Annotated in this window: 17 protein-coding genes and 1 pseudogene; 4 read left to right on the forward strand and 14 right to left on the reverse strand. The window is 71.5% G+C overall.

From position 1 onward, the window contains the following. Positions 1-205: 205 nt before the first annotated feature. The 4 genes and pseudogenes from AB0D29_RS28155 to AB0D29_RS28170 form a co-directional block, all read right to left on the reverse strand. On the reverse strand, positions 206-1057 hold the full coding sequence (locus AB0D29_RS28155) for an alpha/beta hydrolase (protein ID WP_362858052.1): 852 nt from the start codon (positions 1055-1057) through the stop codon (positions 206-208). 112 nt (positions 1058-1169) lie between these two features. Beyond that, the gene (locus AB0D29_RS28160; RefSeq protein ID WP_362858176.1) at positions 1170-1886 is read right to left on the reverse strand and encodes a class I SAM-dependent methyltransferase; all 717 of its coding nucleotides are present in this window, start codon (positions 1884-1886) and stop codon (positions 1170-1172) included. Positions 1887-1925: 39 nt separating this feature from the next. Then, positions 1926-3116: pseudogene (locus AB0D29_RS28165) on the reverse strand (glycosyltransferase); the annotation flags it as partial. Positions 3117-3277: 161 nt separating this feature from the next. Beyond that, positions 3278-3919, reverse strand: a complete 642-nt coding sequence (locus AB0D29_RS28170; RefSeq protein ID WP_362858054.1) for a hemerythrin domain-containing protein — start codon at positions 3917-3919, stop codon at positions 3278-3280. Between the two features lie 131 nt (positions 3920-4050). Between AB0D29_RS28170 and AB0D29_RS28175 the strand changes: the two genes are divergently transcribed. Further along, the gene (locus AB0D29_RS28175) at positions 4051-4944 is read left to right on the forward strand and encodes a LysR family transcriptional regulator (protein WP_362858055.1); all 894 of its coding nucleotides are present in this window, start codon (positions 4051-4053) and stop codon (positions 4942-4944) included. Between the two features lie 30 nt (positions 4945-4974). On the opposite strand, the gene AB0D29_RS28180 is transcribed toward AB0D29_RS28175, so the two are convergent. Then, positions 4975-5892, reverse strand: a complete 918-nt coding sequence (locus tag AB0D29_RS28180; RefSeq protein ID WP_362858056.1) for a LysR family transcriptional regulator — start codon at positions 5890-5892, stop codon at positions 4975-4977. Between the two features lie 78 nt (positions 5893-5970). On the opposite strand from AB0D29_RS28180, the gene AB0D29_RS28185 reads away from it, so the two are divergent. After that, the gene (locus AB0D29_RS28185; RefSeq protein WP_362858177.1) at positions 5971-7470 is read left to right on the forward strand and encodes an amino acid decarboxylase; all 1500 of its coding nucleotides are present in this window, start codon (positions 5971-5973) and stop codon (positions 7468-7470) included. A gap of 135 nt (positions 7471-7605) precedes the next feature. After that, positions 7606-8556: an ABC transporter substrate-binding protein gene (locus tag AB0D29_RS28190; protein WP_362858058.1), complete on the forward strand. Its 951-nt coding sequence runs from the start codon at positions 7606-7608 to the stop codon at positions 8554-8556. A gap of 168 nt (positions 8557-8724) precedes the next feature. On the opposite strand, the gene AB0D29_RS28195 is transcribed toward AB0D29_RS28190, so the two are convergent. The 5 genes from AB0D29_RS28195 to AB0D29_RS28215 form a co-directional block, all read right to left on the reverse strand. Then, a complete protein-coding gene (locus AB0D29_RS28195; protein WP_362858178.1) occupies positions 8725-10446 on the reverse strand; it encodes a BCCT family transporter in 1722 nt (573 codons plus the stop codon). A gap of 203 nt (positions 10447-10649) precedes the next feature. Then, on the reverse strand, positions 10650-11204 hold the full coding sequence (locus AB0D29_RS28200) for a hypothetical protein (protein WP_362858060.1): 555 nt from the start codon (positions 11202-11204) through the stop codon (positions 10650-10652). 66 nt (positions 11205-11270) lie between these two features. Next, positions 11271-11654, reverse strand: a complete 384-nt coding sequence (locus AB0D29_RS28205; RefSeq protein WP_362858062.1) for a hypothetical protein — start codon at positions 11652-11654, stop codon at positions 11271-11273. An 83-nt stretch (positions 11655-11737) separates the two neighbouring features. Next, positions 11738-13093, reverse strand: a complete 1356-nt coding sequence (gdhA, locus tag AB0D29_RS28210) for an NADP-specific glutamate dehydrogenase (RefSeq protein WP_362858063.1) — start codon at positions 13091-13093, stop codon at positions 11738-11740. 242 nt (positions 13094-13335) lie between these two features. Then, on the reverse strand, positions 13336-13980 hold the full coding sequence (locus AB0D29_RS28215; protein ID WP_362858065.1) for a dihydrofolate reductase family protein: 645 nt from the start codon (positions 13978-13980) through the stop codon (positions 13336-13338). Between the two features lie 257 nt (positions 13981-14237). On the opposite strand from AB0D29_RS28215, the gene AB0D29_RS28220 reads away from it, so the two are divergent. Further along, entirely contained in the window at positions 14238-15329 is a 1092-nt protein-coding gene (locus AB0D29_RS28220) for a PP2C family protein-serine/threonine phosphatase (RefSeq protein WP_362858067.1), read from the forward strand. 22 nt (positions 15330-15351) lie between these two features. On the opposite strand, the gene AB0D29_RS28225 is transcribed toward AB0D29_RS28220, so the two are convergent. The 4 genes from AB0D29_RS28225 to AB0D29_RS28240 form a co-directional block, all read right to left on the reverse strand. Continuing rightward, on the reverse strand, positions 15352-16191 hold the full coding sequence (locus tag AB0D29_RS28225; RefSeq protein ID WP_362858179.1) for a hypothetical protein: 840 nt from the start codon (positions 16189-16191) through the stop codon (positions 15352-15354). Positions 16192-16510: 319 nt separating this feature from the next. Then, a complete protein-coding gene (locus AB0D29_RS28230; protein ID WP_362858068.1) occupies positions 16511-18220 on the reverse strand; it encodes a PKD domain-containing protein in 1710 nt (569 codons plus the stop codon). A gap of 179 nt (positions 18221-18399) precedes the next feature. Further along, the gene (locus tag AB0D29_RS28235) at positions 18400-18759 is read right to left on the reverse strand and encodes a metalloregulator ArsR/SmtB family transcription factor (RefSeq protein ID WP_362858069.1); all 360 of its coding nucleotides are present in this window, start codon (positions 18757-18759) and stop codon (positions 18400-18402) included. Positions 18760-18919: 160 nt separating this feature from the next. Next, a complete protein-coding gene (locus tag AB0D29_RS28240; protein ID WP_362858070.1) occupies positions 18920-19294 on the reverse strand; it encodes a hypothetical protein in 375 nt (124 codons plus the stop codon). Between the last annotated feature and the right edge of the window lie 31 nt (positions 19295-19325).

Below are 19325 nucleotides of genomic sequence, written 5' to 3' on the forward strand. Positions count from 1 at the left end.
GCCATGAGAATTACTCCAATAAATAGGGGGTGGGGGAAAGAATCGAAGGACAGTGGTGAAATGTCTGTTTTGTCCGTCTGGTTAAAAGACTGACCTCCGCACTTCACGACGCTGTCCGCCGACTGTCACAGGCGCGTGACAGGCCCCCTGGTGCCGGTACGGCCCGCCGCCCGTCACGGCGGGCTGCCCGAGCGGCTACCCCGCGTTACGAGAGCGTGGCGAGTTCGCCCAGGGCGCGGGCTGCCGGCGCCGGGTCGACCAGCCACTTCAGGTGGCTGCCCTCCAGCGTGCGGACGTCGTACGGGTTGTCCGGCGTCAGCTCGTCGCCCTCGCGGATCAGCCGGTCCTGGAGGGCGAGGGGCAGGCTCGCGTCGTCGGCCAGGCGGATGTAGGTCCTCGGTATACGGCCCCAGGTCGCGGCCTGCGCCCGGTCGGCGGGGCCGCCGGCGTCCAGGTTCTCGTCGGGCTGGAAGGTGTTCAGGAAGGCGAGGAACTGCTCGTCGGTGCCGTCGGCGAAGAAGGCCGCCTTGAACGCCGCGAGCGCGTCCGGGTTCGCGGTGCGGAAGTTGACGCGGAGCAGGCCGAGGTCGGCAGGGTTGCCGGCCAGCGCCGAGGCGAAGGCGGCGGGGTCGACCCCGGCCATCTCCGGCTCGGCGTAGTAGTCGCCGACGTCGAGACGGACCGGGCACCAGGCCGAGACGTAGACGATGCGGTCGATCAGGTCCGGGCGCGCGTTGGCCGCGGCCGTGGCCGTGATGCCGCCGCGGCTGTGGGAGACGAGGATCACGGGGCCGTTGCGCTTGGCCCGTTCCAGGATCCCGATCAGGTGCGCGGCGTTGTCGGCGAGCGTGACGCCCTTGATCGCGCCGGGCGCGGTGGCGAGGCCTCCGGGATCCTGCGGCGCCTGGTAGGCGGGGGTGAAGGTCGCCTGGAAGCCGTGGCCGGGCAGGTCGACGGCGACCGAACGGTGCCCGAGGAGGCCGAGTTCGCCCTGGAGGGGCGCGAAGGAGAAGGAGTTCGCGAAGGCTCCGTGGACCAGTACGTACGTCGGTTGCATCTGTGTGCTCACTTTCCGGCCGCCGCGGTTCGGCGGCGGCCATGACGGGGCTCCGGCTCGGCGAGCCGGTGCAGGGCCGGGGAACGGGTCGGCTCGGCTCGGCCCTACGGGATCAGTCCGATGTCCGGCGCAGGACCAGGCAGAGGAAGCCGAAGCTGTCCCGGTACGTGTGCAGCCACTCCGAGCGCTGGGTGGTGGCCGTCTCCAGCACCTGTGCGGCGGCCGGATCCTCGGGGTGGTCCAGGGCCCATGCGGCCAGCGTGCCCCAGCAGGCCCACTCGTAGGCGTCCAGCTCACTGCGGGTGCTGACATGGCCGTGGACGGGGGTCCATCCGTCGGCGACGACGAGGTCCACCGTGGTCGCCAGGTCGGCGAGGTCACCGAACATCTCGACGGCCTCGGGTGAAGGGGTACGGTCCCAGAACGCCTCGCCGATCAGGACGCGGCCGCCGGGAGCCAGGTGCTCGCGGGCCGCCGCGAGGGTGGGGAGAAGGCCGCCGAAGGCGTGCGTGGCGCCGACGCTGATCACCAGGTCGAACGGCTGCGCGGAGACGAAGTCCGCGGCCTCCTGTCGGTGGAGGAGCAGGCGCTCGTCGACTCCGAGTCCGCTCGCTGTCCGGCGGGCCTGCGTCAGGGCGGCTTCGGAGACGTCGACGCCCTCGGCGTGCAGCCGCGGGCGCGTGGCCAGGGCGCGCAAGAGCCATTCCGCCGTGCCGCATCCGAGGTCGAGCACGCGCTCGTCGCCACGCGGCAGGCCGCGTTCGAGCAGCAGGGCGACCGATTCGTCGGCGAGCGGGGACTTTATCGGGTGGTCGGCGTGGGCGATCATGGAGATCAGTTCGCGGCTGACCGGCGCGGCGTGCCCCGTGTCGAGGAGCAGCTTCGCGGCCACCGCCGTCCCGTCGGTGCGGATCGTGTCGGCGACGGCCTTCGCCCGTGCTTGCGTCTCGGGGGTCAGGGCGGTCCTGAGTGCGGCTGACAGGGATGCGAAGGTCGGGGTGGGGCCGTCGTGTGCCGCGCCGATGCCCAGGTCGGCCACGCGGGCGGCCCAGTGCGGCTGGTCCACGAACTGGGGTACCACCACCTGGGGTGCACCGGCTCGGGCGGCGGTGGTCGTGGTGCCGGCGCCGCCGTGGTGTACGACGGCCGCGACGCGGCGGAACAGGGACTGGTGGTTGACGTCGCCGACGGCGAAGCAGTCGTCCGCGTCGTCCGACAGGCCCAGGTCTGCCCAGCCGCGGGAGACGAGCACGCGGCGGCCCTGCGCGCGGGCCGCCTCGACGGTCGTGCGGGCGATGTCGGTGGCCGTGCTCATGGGCATGCTGCCGAACCCGACGTACACCGGTGGGGTGCCGGCGTCCAGGAACGCTTCCAGGTCGGCGGGCAGGGGGCGTTCGTCGGGCAGGATCCATGCGCCGGTCTGTACGAGGTCGAGGTCGGTCAGGTGCTGCCACGGGCCCAGGACCGGGTCCGCGGCCAGCCACGGCCGTTCGGTGAGGACGTGGTCGCGGACGTTGTCCACCGGTGCGAGGCCGATCGCCGTACGGTGGGCGTTGAGGGGCTTGAGGTAGAGGGCGTTGACCTTCTGGGCGTCCAGGTCCCACAGGGCCTGGTGGTCGGTCATGTCGGGCGGAGCGGGCGGGCCGGGCCGCGGCGAGGGCCGGTAGTGCGCGGAGGGCATCTCGAACGGGTGGAAGCCGGCGTACACGTAGCGGATGCCCAGTTTCTCGGCGACCGAGCGGGCGCCGGCCGGCATCAGGCCGCTCGCCACCAGCACGTCACAGTCCTCGGCCGCCCTGGCGACCGTGTCGAAGTGCGCGGCGACGAGCTCGGCCGCGAAGGCGGCCGCGTCCGACGGCGGTGCTCCCGTGCGCAGCGCGCGGACGTCCCGTCCGAAGGGCACCAGTTCGGCGCCGACGCCGGCCAGCAGTTCCGCGAACTCCTCGTCGGGCGGTGCGCACACGCGTACTTGCGCGCCGAGTGTTCGCAACTGCGCCGCCAGGGCCGCCAGCGGCGCGATGTCGCCGCGCGATCCGTATGCCATCAACAGCACGCGCATGTCGTGTTTCTCGTTTCTGTGGTGGTGGGGGGGAGGGTGGGGAGGGTGGCGGCCTCGGCGACCGAGACGTGCCGGAGCTCCATGACGTGTGCGGGTTCGGGCAAGGTGATGGCTTTCGTGGTCGGCCGACGGGGCGCCGGGCGGCGGCTGATGAGGCTGCGTCAGGCCGTGGTGCGCTGACTCCAGCGGTCGAGGGCGGCGTAGGCCGGGATCCACCGGGTGGTGCAGGCGGCGTACGCGGGTGCGGGCAGCCGGGCGAGGAGCCCGGCCGCTGTCGGTGCGTCGGCGCCGTCCAGCAGCCACGGCAGCAGCAGCGGTGCGTCCCGGTCGATGTGCCGGGCCTGGACCCGGCTGAAGTGGCCCCACTGTTCGGCTGTCAGCATCCGTTGGACCAGCGGGAGCGCCGTTTCCTCCTCGTGCTGGAGGTGGCCGGCCAGGCCGCGGGTCAGTGCGTCGGCGAGCTGGCCCAGCCGCAGCGAGCCGGCTCCGGGGTCGGTCAGTGCGCCGTCGATGGCCTCGATCACCGGGGTGATGGCGGCGTGTTCGGCTTCCATCACCTCCAGCAGCGCCAGGTCTTTCGGCCGGCCGGCCAGGTTCTGGCGCAGCGGCGGCCACAGTGCGTCGTCCTGGGCCGTGTGGTGGGCGTGGAGTGCCTTCTTGAACAGCGTCCAGCCGGCGGCGGTGGCCAGCACCTGCCTCGGGTCACGGTCCGCGGCGGTGGTGATCCGGTCCAGGTGGGCCAGTTCGCGGCGCAGGGCAGCGTGCATCGCGTACGTGACGCTCAGGTCGACGGCGTCGCTCATGGGCCTGCGGATGGGGGGTGTCGCACGCGTGACTGCATGCCTTAAACGATCTTGTGGTTCGCACGTAAGATCAAGGAACATTTGTGCGCGGTTCGATAACCGTTGGCTTATCGACGAAGGGCCGGGGGCCGGTGGAGCTGCGGGACATCGAGATCTTCCTGGTGCTGGCCGAGGAGCTGCACTTCGGGCGGACCGCTCAGCGGCTGCACGTCTCCCAGGCGCGTGTCAGCCAGGCCATCAAGAAGCAGGAACGGCGCATCGGTGCCGAGCTGTTCGCCCGCACCAGCCGCACGGTGCGTCTGACGGAGATCGGCCGCCAGTTCCGCGACGATCTGCAGCCGGTCTACGCGGGCCTGCACGAGTCCCTGGAGCGGGCCCAGCTGGCGGCCCGCGGCATCACGGCGGAGCTCCGCGTCCACCTGATGCCCTTCAACGTCGTGGATCTGTACCCCTACTGGAAGGCGTTCCGCGCGCGGTATCCGCACTGGGGACTCCAGATCCGCCAGGCGACCTTCACCGATGTGTTCGGCCAGCTGCGCAGCGGTGCGATGGACGTGATCGTCGCCTGGCTGCCGGTGGAGGAACCGGACTTCACCGTCGGACCGACCCTGTGCACCGATTCGCGGATCCTCGCGGTGGCCGCCGATCACCGGCTCGCGGAGCGGGACTCGGTGCCGCTGGAGCTGCTCGCCGACTTCCCGCACGGCACCGCCCAGGGCCTGCCGGACTACTGGGAGGACAGCTACCTGCCCTTCCACACCCCACGGGGCCGCTCGATCGAGCGGATCACGTCCGCGGCATCGGACAACGCCGATCAGCTGATCAACCACGTCGGCATGGGCGAGATCATCCACACCTTCCCCGGCCATGTCACCCGGCACTGGGGCATGCCGAACATCCGTTGGCTTCCCCTTCCCGACATGGCGACGATGCGTTTCGCCCTGGTCTGGCGGACCGAGGCCGAGAACGACCTCATCCGCGCGCTGGCCGGCACGGTACGGGACCTCGGCGTGTTCCGTTTCTGACGGGGCGGCGCATTCCCCGGACCGCGGGGGTCATTCCGCGGCCCAGCGCTGTGTGATCAGTGCGGCCTGCTCCCGCAGCGCCGCGATCAGTTCCTGGGCGGCGCCGGCCGAGGTGGACCGCAGTAAGGCGACGCTGATCTCGCGGGCGAGGTCGGGGTGGGCCAGGGGGCGTACCGCCAGGTCGGGCCGGTGGTACCCGAGGGCGAGGCGCGGGACGAGGGCGACGCCCGTGCCCGCCGCCACGAGGCCCTGGACGACCGCGTAGTCGTCGGTGCGCATCACGTGCAGGGGCTCGTACCCCTCCTGGGCGCACGCCCAGGCGAGCACGCGGTCGCAGGGGTCGTGGGGGTCGGCGGCGCCCACCCACGCGGTGTCGCGCAGTTCGGCGAGGGGGACCCGGTCCAGCGATGCGCACGGGTGGTCCTCCGGCATGACCAGGAGGAGCGGATCGGCCAGCAGGGGGTGGACCTCGAAGTCCTCTTCGAGGTCGAGGCGGTCGCCGGGCTGGGAGAAGACGAGGGCGGCATCGAGCTCCCTGGCGCGCAACCCGCGCAGCAGCAGCGGAAGTTCGCCTTCGGTGAGGGAGATGTGCACCCCTTGGCGGTGGAGGCGCTTGACCGCGGGCGCCAGCAGCAGGGCGCCCGCGGTGGGGAACGTGCCGATGTGCAGGGTGCGCGTGCCGCGCTCGGCGAGGCCGCGCACCTCCAGCTCGGCCTGGCGCAGTCGCTCGAGCACGGCCTCGGCGTGCGGCAGCAGGGCTTCGCCGAGTTCGGTCAGCGTGGCGCCGCGCGGTCCGCGCTGGACGAGGCGGGCGTCGAAGTGGGCTTCCAGGGCGGCGAGGTGGTGGGTGATCGTGGGCTGGCTGTAGTGCAGTGCGCGGCCGGCGGCGGCGAGCGAGCCCTCCTGCGCGATGGAGCGCAGTACCTGCAGATGCCTGACGTCGAGCATATAGACATCCTATGGAGGGGTAACGAAAAGTCCACCCTTCTTCGATGGCTCGGGGGCTGTCACGCTCCCCGGGTGAACATGAGAACCACCGATCAGCGCACCCACTCCCCCACCGGCCCCGGCGTCGGCGCCGGCCAGCTGTGCGCACCGTACGCCGAGGCGGTGCTGCGCCATGCCGGACGGGACTGGCTGAGGCTGAACGTCCCCGGCCACGCCGCGACGCCCGGCTCGGACCTCGCCGGTTTCTTCGGGCCGCGGATCACGGCCCTGGACTTCCCGCCGCTGCTCGACGGCATCGACCTCGGCCCGGACACCCCGCTGGACCGGGCCCTGGAGCTGGCGGCCGAGGCCTGGGGCGCGCGGCGCACGTGGTTCCTGACGAACGGCGCTTCGCAGGGCAATCAGATCGCCTCGATGGTCGCCCCCGCGCTGGGGCGCACGCTCGTCGTGCAGCGCAGTGTGCACTCCAGCGTGATCGACGGGCTGGTGCTGTCCGGCATGGACGCCGTGTTCGTCCAGCCGTCCGTCGACCCCGAGCAGGGCATCGCCCACGGGGTGAGCGCCGCGGACGTGGCGGCGGCGCTCGAGCGGACTCCGGACGCGGCCGCCGTGTACATCGTCTCCCCCAGCTACTTCGGGGCGGTCGCCGACGTGCGTGCCATCGCGGACGCCGCCCATGCCGCGGGAGTCCCGCTGATCGTCGACGAGGCGTGGGGATCGCACTTCGGTTTCCATCCCGGGCTTCCCGCGCGTGCGCTGTCCCTGGGCGCCGACCTGGCGACCTCCAGTACGCACAAGCTGGCGGGCAGCCTGACGCAGTCGGCGATGCTGCACCTGGCGGAGGGGCCCTTCGCGGACCGGCTCGAGCCGCTGGTGGACCGGGCGTTCCGGCTCGTCCAGTCCACCAGTGCGAGTGCCCTGCTGACGGCGTCGCTGGATCTCGCCCGCAGGAGTCTGGTCACCGGTGCGCAGGGGACGGGCGGCTCGGTCGAGGCCGCGGACACGGTGCGGGGCGTGGTGCGCGCGCTGGGCCGCTTCACGGTGGTGAGCGACGGGTTCCACGCCTTCCCGGACATCGTCGGCGCCGATCCGCTGCGGATCGCGATCGACACCCGCGCCGGCGGGATCGCGGGCCACGAGGCCAGGCGACGGCTCTTCCGGGACCACCAGATCATGGTCGAGGTGGCGACCGACGCGGCGATCGTCGCCGTGATCGGTGCGGGGTCCGCCCCCGACACCGACCGGTTCGTCGAAGCGCTGCACACCCTGCCCTCCCCGCTGACCGACTCGGCGGGCGTCGCCGGGGGCGTGCTGCGGCTGCCGGAGCCCGGTCCTGCGAAACTCACCGCCCGCGAGGCGTTCCTGAGTCCCGCCCGGGTCGTTGCCGCGGAAGAGGCCGTCGGACGGATCTCCGCGGACACGCTGGCCGCGTACCCGCCGGGCATCCCCAACGTCCTGCCGGGCGAGGTCATCACCGCCGAGGTCGTCCGGTTCCTCCAGCGGACCGCGGCCGCGCCGAACGGCCACGTCCGCGGTGCGCTCGACCTGGGCGTGACGCGCCTGCGCGTCGTCGCCTGAGACACCGGGCGGGCCCGGCGTTCCGCCCGGCGCCCCCACGCTCCCCTTCCCCACGGTCCCCTTCCCCGCGCGCCTTTCCCCGCGCTCCCCCGCGCCCTTTTCCCCCGCACACCGTCCCCGAGAGAGAGCACAGCCATGGCCGCACGCACAACGACCCGACGGACGCTCGCCGCCGTCCTCGCCGCAACCAGCGCCGTCCTGCTGCTGGGTGCCTGCGGCGACCAGACCGAGGCGGGCCGCAGCCCCGGCGCCGACGGAGCCGGCGCCGCGAAGAGCGACGCTCCCCTGTTCGCCAAGCTGCCCGCGGACATCCGGGCGGCCGGTGTCATCAAGGTCGGCACGGACGCCACGTACGCCCCGATGGAGTTCATCGAGAACGGAAAGATCGTCGGTGTCGACCCGGACGTCGCCGAAGCGCTCGGCAGGCATCTGGGCGTGAGGTTCGTCTTCACCAGCGGCACCTTCGACAGCCTCGTCACCTCCCTCAACTCCGGACGGCAGGACGTCGTGATGTCGTCGATGTCCGACACCTCGGCCCGCCAGCAGGGTCTGGACGACAAGGGGCAGAAGACCGGCAACGGCGTCGACTTCGTCGACTACTTCGTCGCGGGCTCCGTCGTCTACGTCCAGAAGGGCAACCCCCAGCAGATCGGCTCCATCGCCGATCTCTGCGGGAAGAGGACCGCCGTACAGCGGGGCACCACCTTCGAGGAGGTGGCCAGGACCCGGTCGAAGGAGTGCGAGGCCGCCGGGAAGCCGGCCATCGCGATCGAGTCCTTCCCGACCGACGCCGAGGCGCAGACACGCGTCAAGGCGGGCGGCGCCGTCGCCGGGATCAACGACTACCCCGTGGCCGCCCACCTGGCCCTCAAGGCCGACGGCGGAAACGCCTTCGAGGTCGTCGGCAACCAGATCGGGGCCGGGCCCTTCGGGATCGCCGTGGCCAAGGACAACCCCGAACTGCGCGACGCCCTCAAGGCCGCGCTGGCGGCCAGCATCGCCGACGGTTCGTACCAGAAGGCACTCGACAAGTGGGGTGCGGGCACGGGGACGATCGCCTCGGCGAGCGTCAACGCCGGCTCCTGACCCCCAGCACGCTGAAGGGCAGTCGTAGTAGCTGACGAAATCGACAGGTCTCCCGCCGAGCGGCGCCCGCCCCGGCGGGGGTCCCCCCACAGGCCGGCACGGCCGTGCCGGCCATCACGGCGGTTCCGGTCCGCCACCCCGGACGCTGGGCTGGGGTGGGTTTGCCCGTCAGGGGGTTGGGGGTGGGGGGTCCGGGTTCTTGGGGTCGCGGTCGTTGGTTTTGCCGGGGGGTTCGTCCGGGGAGGGGCCGATGCGGATCTCGAACTCGCCCGCGTACTTCTCGTGGCCCGCGATCACGGCTTCCTCCACCGCCTCCTCGGCGAGTTCGCTGCGGACGATCAGCGGGTCCTGGCGGAGGTCGCGCAAGAGGGCCCAGCACATGCCGATCATCACCAGGACGAACGGGGCCGCGACCAGGATCGTCAGGTGTTGCAGGCCCGCGAGGGCGTCGCCCTTGCCCTCGCCGACGAGCAGCATCACGGCCGCCACGCCACCGGTGACCACGCCCCAGAAGACGACGATGAACCGGGCGGGTTCGAAGGTGCCCCGCTGGGAGAGGGTGCCCATCACGATCGACGCCGCGTCGGCGCCGGAGACGAAGAAGATGCCGACCAGGACCATCACCAGCAGGCTCATCACGCCCGCGATCGGGAACTCCTGGAGCACGCCGAAGAGTTGCGCCTCGGGCGTGGTCGCGCCGGTGAGGTTTCCCTGCTCCTTCAGGTGCATGGCCGTACCACCGAAGATGGCGAACCAGACCAGGCTCACGGTGCTGGGCACCAGGATGACTCCGCCGACGAACTGACGGATCGTACGGCCCCGGCTGATGCGGGCGATGAACATGCCGACGAACGGCGTCCAGGAGATCCACCAGGCCCAGTAGAAGACCGTCCAGCTGCTCAGCCATTCGGCGACGTCACCGCCGCCGGTGGACGCCTCGGTGCGGCCGATCAGCTGGGGCAGTTCCTCGAAGTACGCGGCGAGGGAGGTGGGGATCAGGTCGAGGACCAGGATGGTGGGGCCGACGACGAACACGAAGGCCGCGAGGATGACGGCCAGCACCATGTTGATGTTGGAGAGCCACTGGATGCCCTTCTCCACGCCGGAGACGGCGGAGAAGACGAAGCAGACGGTCAGCACGCCGATGATGGCGACGAGCAGCCCCGTCCCGGCCTTGCTCAGCCAGCCCACCTCGTGCATGCCGCTGCCGATCTGGAGCGCGCCGAGTCCAAGCGACGTCGCGGAGCCGAACAGGGTGGCGAAGATCGCCAGGATGTCGATCACCCGGCCGGGTGCGCCCTCGGCGCGCTCCTTCCCCAGGAGCGGGACGAAGACGGCGCTGATCGTCTGGCGTCTGCGGCGCCGGAAGGTGCTGTACGCGATGGCCAGGCCGACCACCGCGTAGATGGCCCACGGATGCAGCGTCCAGTGGAAGAGCGTGGTGGCGAGCGCCGTCTGCATGGCGTCCGCCGAGTCGGCGGGGTCGGTGCCCGGCGGCGGGGTGGTGAAGTGCGCGAGGGGTTCGCTGACGCCGTAGAACATCAGGCCGATGCCCATGCCGGCGCTGAACATCATGGCGACCCAGGAGACGGTGCTGAACTCCGGTTTCTCGTGCTCCTGGCCCAGTTCGATGCGTCCGTACCGGCTGATGGCGAGCCAGAGCGCGAAGACGACGAACCCCGAGGCGGCCAGGACGAACGCCCAGCCGCCGTTGTGCATCAGGCCGTTCAGCAAGGTGTCGGAGACGCTCTCCAGCGAGCCGGTGGCCGTGACGCCCCAGATCACGAAGCCCAGGGTCAGCACGGCCGTCACGCCGAAGACCACCTTGTCGGTGACGGGTGCCTTGTCCTCGTGGGGGTGGCCGCCGGGCAGGGCCGCCTTCACGGGCAGCCGCGTCCTCTGCCTGCGTTTACGTTGCTCCTGGGACACAGGCGGCACCTTTCGCGATCACGGCCGATGGCTTCGGGTATCCCGTACCACGGCGTGCGCACCTGTCCCGGCATCAACAGGCGTCGTTCGGGCGCTCCGGTGTGCGTGATAGGCCGCACGGGTGTCGAGGAGCGGCGCCGACGGCTGCCGTGTCGCTGCCGGGGTTACCTGCCGGCCAGTCCCGCGTTGGCCCCGCCGCGCAGGTCCGCGAACCCCTGCGCGATGACGGCGGCCGGTTCCAGGCATGCCGTGCGGGTGTCCGCTGCCGTCGGCCCGGTGGCGCATCCCAGGGTTTCGTAGGTGCGGACCGCGGCTTGGAGTTTGCGGGCGGCGGAATCGAGCGTCGCGAATCCCTGGCGGCCGTCGATCTCGGTCAGGGCCAGGCCGGCGGCGTCGGACGTGGCGGCGGCTGCCGCCTTGCACTTCGCGGTGAACATCTGGGGCGATGACGTCGAGCAGGGAGAGTTCGCCCCCGCACCGAACTGCCGTTCATCCGCCGAGATGCGCTTCTCGACGGCGAGCTTCACCTTCTCGGCGGCCTGTGCCTTCGCCGAGACCGGCTCCGCCGACGGCGCGGAGGACGCGGCGGAGGAGGAGGCGGCCGAGGCGGCGGCCGAGGGCCGGTCCGAGGCCTTCGCCCCTTCGGAGTCGCTGCATCCCGTGACGAGCAGAGCCGACACACCCAACACGGCGGCTGCTCGCACCGCTTGCCACTTCATCTTCCGCTCCCCCTGTAACCGGTCGCGTCACCCTACCCGAGGGGGCGGTACAAGATCGGAGAGGCTTCAGGAGCGGGTACGCAGGCCCTGCGCCCGGCCGCGGCGATGCAGGGTGTGCAGGGTGAGGGCGGCGGTGGCCGCGGTGAGGATTCCCGCCGTCATGAATCCGTCGCGTGAGCGCCAGGAGAGCACCGACCAGCTGGACTGTGCGGAGAGCACCGAGCCCGTGCTGAGCCAGGAGCCGGCGCAGAGCAGGGAGAGGGAGGAGCCGATGGACGCGGCGGAGAGGGCCGAGCCCACCGAGCCGACCGACAGCACCGAGCCGACGGACCCGATCGACAGCACCGAACCCACCGATCCGATCGACAGGATCGAGTCCTTGGACCAGAGGGAGAGGTAGGACCCGTCCTTCCGGCACCACGGGTTCGCCGACGCATGTGGTGGGCGCATGGCATTCAGTGTGTCACGCGAGCGGTCCCCCGCACGTGCTGCCGCCGGGTGCGGCAGCACAGCGGGGTGGTGTGGTCGCCGGGTCAGATGACGCCCTGCGCCAGCATCGCGTCCGCGACCCGCTCGAAGCCGGCGATGTTCGCGCCGGTGACGTAGTCGCCCGGGGCGCCGTACCGTTCGGCGGTCTCGTGGGCGACGGCGTGGATGGAGCGCATGATGGCGGCGAGCTCGTCCTCCACCCGCTGCGCGCTCCAGGCCACCCGGCCGGCGTTCTGGCTCATCTCCAGGGCGCTGACCGCGACCCCGCCCGCGTTGGCGGCCTTGCCGGGCCCGAAGGCGACCCCGGCGTCCTGCAGGATCCGTACGGCCTCGGGGGTGGTGGGCATGTTGGCGCCCTCGGAGACCGCCTTGACGCCGTTCGCGACGAGCGTGCGGGCGTCGTGGGCGTCGAGTTCGTTCTGTGTCGCGGAGGGGAAGGCCGCGTCCGCGGGGACCTCCCAGACGCGGCCGCCGGGCACGTACCGTGCCGAGGACCCGCGCCGCGCCGCGTACTCGCTGACGCGCCCGCGCTCGACTTCCTTGATCTGCTTGAGCAGGGCGAGGTCGATGCCCTTGTCGTCGACGACGTAGCCCTGGGAGTCGGAGCAGGTCAGCGGGTTCGCGCCGAGCTGCTGGAGCTTCTCGATGGTGTAGAGGGCGACGTTTCCGGAGCCGGAGACCACCGCGGTCAGGCCGTCGAGGGATGCGCCGCGCACGTGCAGCATTTCGGCGGCGAACAGGACGCTGCCGTAGCCGGTGGCCTGCGGGCGGATCGCGGAGCCGCCCCAGTTCTGCCCCTTGCCGGTCAGGACGCCGGCCTCCCAGCGGTTGGTGATGCGCCGGTACTGGCCGAAGAGGTAGCCGATCTCGCGGCCGCCGACACCGATGTCCCCGGCGGGCACGTCGGTGTGCTCTCCGATGTGCCGGTGCAGCTCGGTCATGAAGGACTGGCAGAACCGCATGACCTCGGCGTCGGAGCGGCCGTGCGGGTCGAAGTCGCTGCCGCCCTTGCCGCCGCCGATCCCGAGGCCGGTCAGCGCGTTCTTGAAGATCTGCTCGAAGCCGAGGAACTTCACCACGCCGATGTCCACCGAGGGGTGGAAGCGCAGGCCGCCCTTGTACGGGCCGAGCGCACTGTTGAACTCGACGCGGTAGCCGCGGTTGACGTGGACCCGGCCGCGGTCGTCCTGCCACGGGACGCGGAAGAGGATCTGCCGCTCGGGCTCGGTGAGCCGCTCCACCAGGGCCACGGCCGGGTCGGCGTACTCGGGCCGGGCGGTGAAGACGGGGGCCAGGGTCTCGAGGACCTCCCGTACCGCCTGGTGGAACTCGGGCTGTGCGGGGTTGCGGCGCTCGATCTCGGCCCGCAGTGCTTCCAGCCTGTCCTTCGAGTCCTTCACGTGTGTCCCTCCAGGAAGTGCGCGGTGCGCGGACGACGGCAGGTGCATGATGCCCACGGGGCCGCGAATTCCGGTTGATTTCGAGTGCAGCGCGCCCCGAACACGCACTTTCGGAAAAGTTTTTCCGGAATGCGGCCCCTTTGCGGAGGCTACCGCGCACGGCGCTGCTCTGGGGAAAGCTTCTGTCCCGCGGACAAAAAACGTCCCCCCGTGCCGGTGCCCGTGCAGGCTTTCGTGAGCGCTCAGGCGTCGGGTGCGACGCCGCGGTCGGGTGCGCTCATGTCCCCGGTGGCGGGGATGCCGTCGGCGAGCCCGTAGCGCAGGTACACCGTGCCCTTCGGGCCGGCCGCCGGGGGCGTGAGGAGCGTGAGGTTGGTGGGTACCGCGCCGTCCTCGAACACCTTCTTCCCGACGCCGAGCACGATCGGGTGCACCCAGAGGTCGAGACGGTCGAAGAGCTTCTCGCGCAGGAGGGTCTGCACGAGGTCCAGGCTCCCGACGACCTTCACGTGCTCGTGCCGTTCACGGATCTCGCGCACCTCGGCGGCGAGGTCCGGGCCGATCCGGGTGGACCCGGCCCACGGGAGGTCGGGCCTGCCGCGGGAGGCCACGTACTTCGGGACGCTGTTGAAGAGCGCGGCGATCTCGCCGTCCTCGCCGCCCTTCTGGTGGGGCCAGTAGGCGGCGAAGATGTCGTACGTCCGCCGGCCGAGCAGGAGGGCGTCCGTGCCCTCGTACGCGGCACCGACCTGCGCCCCGGCGACCTCGTCCAGCAGGGGTGCCTGCCAGCCGCCGAAGGGGAACCCCGCCGGGTCCTCGTCGGGGCCGCCGGGCGCCTGCCCGACGAGGTCGAGGGTCGCGAACAGCTCGATTTCGATGAGGCCCATGGCGTGCTCCCGGTGAGTGGGTCGTCTCCGTCAAGAGATAGACCTGCGATCGCCCGCCCACTCATCGCCGCGCCGGGCCCCGGTTTCACCCGGTCGGAGGGGTGGAGCAACCTCACAGCGCCCTTGATTGCGGACAGTTTCGGTCCGCGATGGCAGGTGGGATCGGCGGGGCGCGGCACCCGGCCGTGGAGCGGGGGTGGGCAGCCGGCTCTGTCCGCCAGAGCGCTATGCCCCATTACGCACATATTCTGGGAAGTGTGATCGAGTCTGGACGGCCGCGGCTGCGTCGGCGCTACGGCCGGGGGTGGCTGGTACGACTGTCGCCGGTCATTCTGACCGTCGTGATCGCCAGCCTGGCCTACGCCACTCCGCGGGAGATGGCCTTCAGCCGGCTCCTGCCCGCGGCGCCGGCCCTGGCCGCCGCCATGTGGCCGGTCCTGCCCACCGTCCTGCTCGGGACGGTGTGCCTCTTCCTGATGGTCGGCCTCGGCTTCCTCTTCCCCGATCTGGGCACGTGGTGGACGGCCGCGGGGATCATCGCGGTCACCGTGGCCGCCGCGTACGGAAGCCATGTCCGCCTCCAGCGGGAGCGCACCCTCTTCCAGGTACGGCTCGTCGCCGACGCGGCGCAGCAGGTGGTGCTGAGCCCCATGCCGCACCGCCTCGGGAACATCGAGATCGAGTCGCTGTACCTCGCGGCGGCGGCGGAGGCCCGTATCGGCGGGGATTTCTACGAGGTGGTCGACACGCCGTTCGGGGTGAGGCTGCTCATCGGTGACGTGCGGGGCAAGGGTCTGCCGGCGGTGGGGGCGGCCGCGGCGATCGTCAATGCCTTCCGGGAGGCGGCGTACGGCGAGGTCGACATGGTCGACGTCGCGCGCCGGCTGGATGCCAGCAGTACCCGTTACAACGCCGCCTTCGCCCCCGACGGGCCGCTGGAACGCTTCGCCACGGCCCTGCTCGTCGAGATCCCGCGCGAGGGCAGTCGTATCCACATCCTCAACTGCGGGCACCCCCCGCCACTGCTCCTGAACCGCGGGAAACTCCGTGTCCTGGAGTCCGCCACCCCCTCGCCGCTGCTCAGCCTCGCGGAGTTGATCGGTGATCACTACACCGTCGACACCTTCGATTTCGCCCCCGGGGACCTGCTGCTCCTCTATACCGACGGGATCGCCGAGGCCCGCGCCCGTGACGGCGAGTTCTTCCCGCTGGCGGCCTGGATGGGCCGGCAGCCCCCGACACCGCCCCGCGAGCTGCTCACGGCTCTTCACGGCGACCTCCTGCGCTACAGCAGGGGACGCCTCGACGACGACATCGCCGCCCTCGCCGTACGCCTGTGCGAGCCCTGAGGGGCGCAGTCCCGGTGCGCGGTCACTGCGCCGGGGCCTGCCGCGGGGTGCGGGTGTCCGGGCGGAGGGCCAGGCCGGTGGGGGTGTTGAGGCCGGTGGAGTCCAGGGTGGTCTGGGCGCCGTCGGGGGGCACGCGCAGGACGCGGTTGTTGAAGCCGTCGGCCACGTAGAGGGTGGCGTGGCGGTCGACCGCGAGGCCGAGCGGGCTGCTCAGGCCGGTGGTGGGGACGGTGGTCTGGGTGCCGGTGCCGGCGGCGATCCTCACCACGCGGTTGTTGCCGCTGTCGGAGACGTAGAGGTCTCCCGTGGCGCTCAGGGCCAGTCCGGTGGGCTGTGAGAGGCCGGTGGTGGGGACGGTGGTCTGGCCGGTGCCGTCGGCCGGTACCTTCACCACGCGGTCGTTGACGAAGTCGGAGACGTAGAGGTCCCCGTCGGGTTCCAGGGCCAGGCCCCAGGGGTGCAGCAGGCCGGTGGTGGGGACGGTGGTCTGGCCGGTGCCGTCGGCGGGCACCTTCACCACGCGGTCGTTGAAGCTGTCGGCGATGTAGAGGTCGCCGACGGGGTCGACGGCCAGGCCCAGGGGGCGCGAGAGGCCGTCGGTGGGGACGGTGGACTGGCCGCCCCCGTCGGGGAGCAGCCGCACCACGCGGTTGTTGCCCGTGTCGGAGACGTAGAGGCTGCCGGTACGGTCGAAGGCCAGGCCCGTCGGGCGTACCAGGCCGTCCAGGGGGAGGGTGCTCTGGCCGCCGCCGTCGGGCAGGGTGACCACGCGGTCGTTGCCGTAGTCGGACACGTACAGCGGCGGGGAGGTGTGCGGGCGGGCGTCGTGGGGCTGGGTGGCGCCCACCGCGTGCGCGGGCAGCACGCACAGGAGCAGCAGTCCCGTGAGGGCGGCGAGGCCGCGGGGCAGCGGGCCGCGGGTCAGCGGTCGGCGGACCCGGCGGGCGGGGGCCGGGGGTTCCTGTCCGTGTGAGTCGGCCGGGACGCGTTCCACGATGCACCCACCTCGTGCGCGGGGGCCGGCCGTCGGTCGTGCCGGCCCGGTTCCGTCGACCCTAGGCGGCGGCCGCGAGCCGGTCCGCAGCCACGCCATCGGCGGCGGCGCGGGCCACTCCAATGCGCTGCCGCCCGTCACCCTCACCGGTCGGGGTGGCCCGCCCGTACGGGCCACCCCGCGGGAATCACTTCGACTGGTAGACGCCGAAGACGTCGAGCACCAGGTCGGCGTCCTGGTAGCCCTGGTTCCAGAAGGTGATGACGCCGTGGTCGCCGTCGCTCGCCTGCACCAGGTTCGGGACGGTCTCGCCGGCCGTCCAGTTCAGGGTGGAGGAGCCGGGGCGCGGCGCGGTGGGCGCGGCGGGTCCGCCTTCGGCCGGCAGCGGGTGGGGGCTCGGTGCCACCGAGAGGTATCCGGTGCCGCCGGTCTCGGTGACGGTGGTGTTCAGCACGTAGGCCTCGACGCCCGTCGCGGCCTCGGGCGTGAACCCCTGCGTGATGTACTCGCGGGCCCGGAACCGGCCGCCGGGCCAGCCGTAGGCCTCCTCGCGGGTGTCGAGCGTCCGGAAGGGGGTGAAGGGCAGGAAGGCGGCCTTGCTGTCCTTGCTGTAGTAGCCGACGACGTCGACCACCACGTGGGCCGGCATCCAGGACCCGTTGAACACCTTGATCGTGCCGTCCGCGGCCACCGGCACGATCACCGCGTTGGCCACCGTCTGGCCGGGCACGAAGTTCAGGTTCGACGCCGTGGGGACCGGCCCGCTGCCGGAAAAGGCGGTCAGGTGGCCCGGCCCCTGGGGTTCGGTCACCGTGACGTTCAGCGCCACGGCGGTGATGCCCTGGGGCACGCCCTGCAGGCCGCCGATCCGGGTCGTGAACGCGCTGCGCGCGGCGAGCTTGCCCCGGGGTGCGCCGAGTCCCTCACGGGTGTCCACGAACCGGGCGGGCGTCATCGAGGTGTAGCCGCCGGCCGAGGCACGGGTGAAGTAGCCGGTGACGTCGGCGATCAGGTCGACCGGCTGCGGGCCGCCGTTGTAGAGCTCCACGTACCCGTCCTCGCCGACCGGCACGATCACCAGGTTCGGGACGGAGCGGCCGGCCGTGTAGTTCAGGTTGGAGGTGCCGGGGCGGTCGTAGCCGGTGCCGGGCCAGGCGGTCACGTACCCGCTGTCGACGGTCTCGGTGACCGTGACGTTGAGGGCGACCGCGGTGACGCCGGCCGGGACGGCGGCGTTGCCGGCGATCTTCACCCGGGCGGAGCCCTGCGCTGGGACCTTGAGCGCGGGTGCGCCGGTGCCGTCGCGGGTGTCGAGGAGCCGGGTGGGGGTGTGCGGGGTGAAGTCGGAGCCGGGGGTGAGGAAGGCGCCCCCGTTGGCGGCCTGGACGGCGTTGGCGGTGTCGGTGACCGTCACCTTCACCTGGTACTCGCCGGACTTGTCGTACGTGTGCGAGTGGTGCAGTTCGGTGGTGCCCTGGGCGGTGACCGTGTCGGTCTTCCCGTCGCCCCAGTCGATGACGACGTCGAGTGCGAAGTCGGCGCTCGTGATCAGGGTGGTGAGTTCGATGCCGTGCGCGGTATAGCTGGTGCCGCTGACGTCGACCGCGAGGGCCGGGTTGGCTGCCGGGTCCGCCGCGGCCGCCGCGTCTGCCGCCGCCGCAGTCTGCGCGCTCTGGGCGGTCTGCGGTGCGGCGGTCTTGGCGTTCGCCTTGCCGTTCGCCGCGGCGGCGGCGGGCAGGGTGGTGCGGATCGTGCGGTCGGCCGGGCTGTGGAAGCCCTCGGAGGTGGCTGCCTTGGCTATCGCCTCGGCCACGCCGGCCGCGACGGGTACGGGATCCGCCGCCTGCGCGGTGCCCGGGATGATGCCGAGACCGGCTGCCACGAGGGCAGCGGTCATTACGAGTCGGTGGTTGCGCACCGGCCCCCCAGTTGTGGTGATGAGCGAGAAGAGGGGCCAACGTATGTAAGGCTCCGGCCAAGGGTCACGGAATCCTGGCGGGATTCACTCCATAGGGGCCAAGGCTTTACCGGCTGTGCGGTTTGTGATCGACAGGAGGCCGGCCGCGGGGTGGGCGGTCACCGTGCGGTCGGGCCCGCCGGTACGGAGGTGTCGGCGTGCCGGAGTTCGGCGAGCAGCTCGCTCTGCCCCGCCAGCAGTTCGGTGAGGATGCGCCGTGCGGCCCGCAGGAGTTCCGCCACGTCACCGCCGGCGAGGGCGTAGCTGACGGTGGAGCCGTCCCGTATCGAGACCACGATGCCGGACCGGCGCAGTACCGCGAGCTGTTGGGAGAGGTTGGACGGTTCGATCTCGATCTCGTTCAGCAGTTCGCGTACGGGTACGGGGCCGTTCTGGAGCAGTTCCAGTACGCGGATGCGGACGGGGTGTCCGAGCATGCGGAAGAACTCCGCCTTGGCCTGGTACAGCGGTACCTGCATGCGACAACACTCCCACCCGGTTCGGCTTTTCGTGAGCTGGCGGCCGGCCTCCATCCTCCCGCCCCTGGCTCCGGTCCACCCTTGGCTGATCACATTCGGATGTGCCGAGTTGAAGAGTCTTTCAACTCGTGGGCGTGCGGAGCCGGGAAGCAGGGGACGGTTACAGCTCCAGTTCCGCCTCGATGCGCTTGAGCTGGTGCCTGGCCATGGCCAGGTTCGCCCTGCCCTTGTCCAGGACGATGTAGAGGAACAGGCCGTTGCCGCCGCGGCCCTTGATCAGCCGGATGAGGTGGTACTGGCTGCCGAGGGTGATCAGCACGTCCTCGATCTCCTCGTCGATGCCCAGCATCTCCATGGTGCGGAGCTTGGCCCGGATCACATCGGTGTTGCCGGCCGCGGCCACCGTGAGATCGAGGTCCTTGCTTCCGCCCAGCGTTCCGAGGGCCATGCCGCTCGTGTAGTCGACCAGTGCGGCCCCCACGCTCCCCTCGATCGAGGTCATCGCTTCCTTCAAAGACGTCTCGACACTCACCATCAGTACTCGCTCCCTCGGTTCTTGACGGCCC

The sequence above is a fragment of the Streptomyces sp. NPDC048424 genome, from assembly GCF_040651555.1.
In the GTDB taxonomy this organism is placed as follows: Bacteria; Actinomycetota; Actinomycetes; order Streptomycetales; family Streptomycetaceae; genus Streptomyces.

Excerpts from the sequence above, each read along its gene's own strand:
- AB0D29_RS28155 (WP_362858052.1), bottom strand. The coding sequence starts at position 1,057 with ATGCAACCGACGTACGTACTGGTCCACGGAGCCTTCGCGAACTCCTTC.
- AB0D29_RS28160 (WP_362858176.1), bottom strand. The coding sequence starts at position 1,886 with ATGATCGCCCACGCCGACCACCCGATAAAGTCCCCGCTCGCCGACGAA.
- AB0D29_RS28170 (WP_362858054.1), bottom strand. The coding sequence starts at position 3,919 with ATGAGCGACGCCGTCGACCTGAGCGTCACGTACGCGATGCACGCTGCC.
- AB0D29_RS28180 (WP_362858056.1), bottom strand. The coding sequence starts at position 5,892 with ATGCTCGACGTCAGGCATCTGCAGGTACTGCGCTCCATCGCGCAGGAG.
- AB0D29_RS28185 (WP_362858177.1), top strand. The coding sequence starts at position 5,971 with ATGAGAACCACCGATCAGCGCACCCACTCCCCCACCGGCCCCGGCGTC.
- AB0D29_RS28190 (WP_362858058.1), top strand. The coding sequence starts at position 7,606 with ATGGCCGCACGCACAACGACCCGACGGACGCTCGCCGCCGTCCTCGCC.
- AB0D29_RS28200 (WP_362858060.1), bottom strand. The coding sequence starts at position 11,204 with ATGAAGTGGCAAGCGGTGCGAGCAGCCGCCGTGTTGGGTGTGTCGGCT.
- AB0D29_RS28205 (WP_362858062.1), bottom strand. The coding sequence starts at position 11,654 with ATGCGCCCACCACATGCGTCGGCGAACCCGTGGTGCCGGAAGGACGGG.
- AB0D29_RS28215 (WP_362858065.1), bottom strand. The coding sequence starts at position 13,980 with ATGGGCCTCATCGAAATCGAGCTGTTCGCGACCCTCGACCTCGTCGGG.
- AB0D29_RS28230 (WP_362858068.1), bottom strand. The coding sequence starts at position 18,220 with ATGACCGCTGCCCTCGTGGCAGCCGGTCTCGGCATCATCCCGGGCACC.
- AB0D29_RS28235 (WP_362858069.1), bottom strand. The coding sequence starts at position 18,759 with ATGCAGGTACCGCTGTACCAGGCCAAGGCGGAGTTCTTCCGCATGCTC.
- AB0D29_RS28240 (WP_362858070.1), bottom strand. The coding sequence starts at position 19,294 with ATGGTGAGTGTCGAGACGTCTTTGAAGGAAGCGATGACCTCGATCGAG.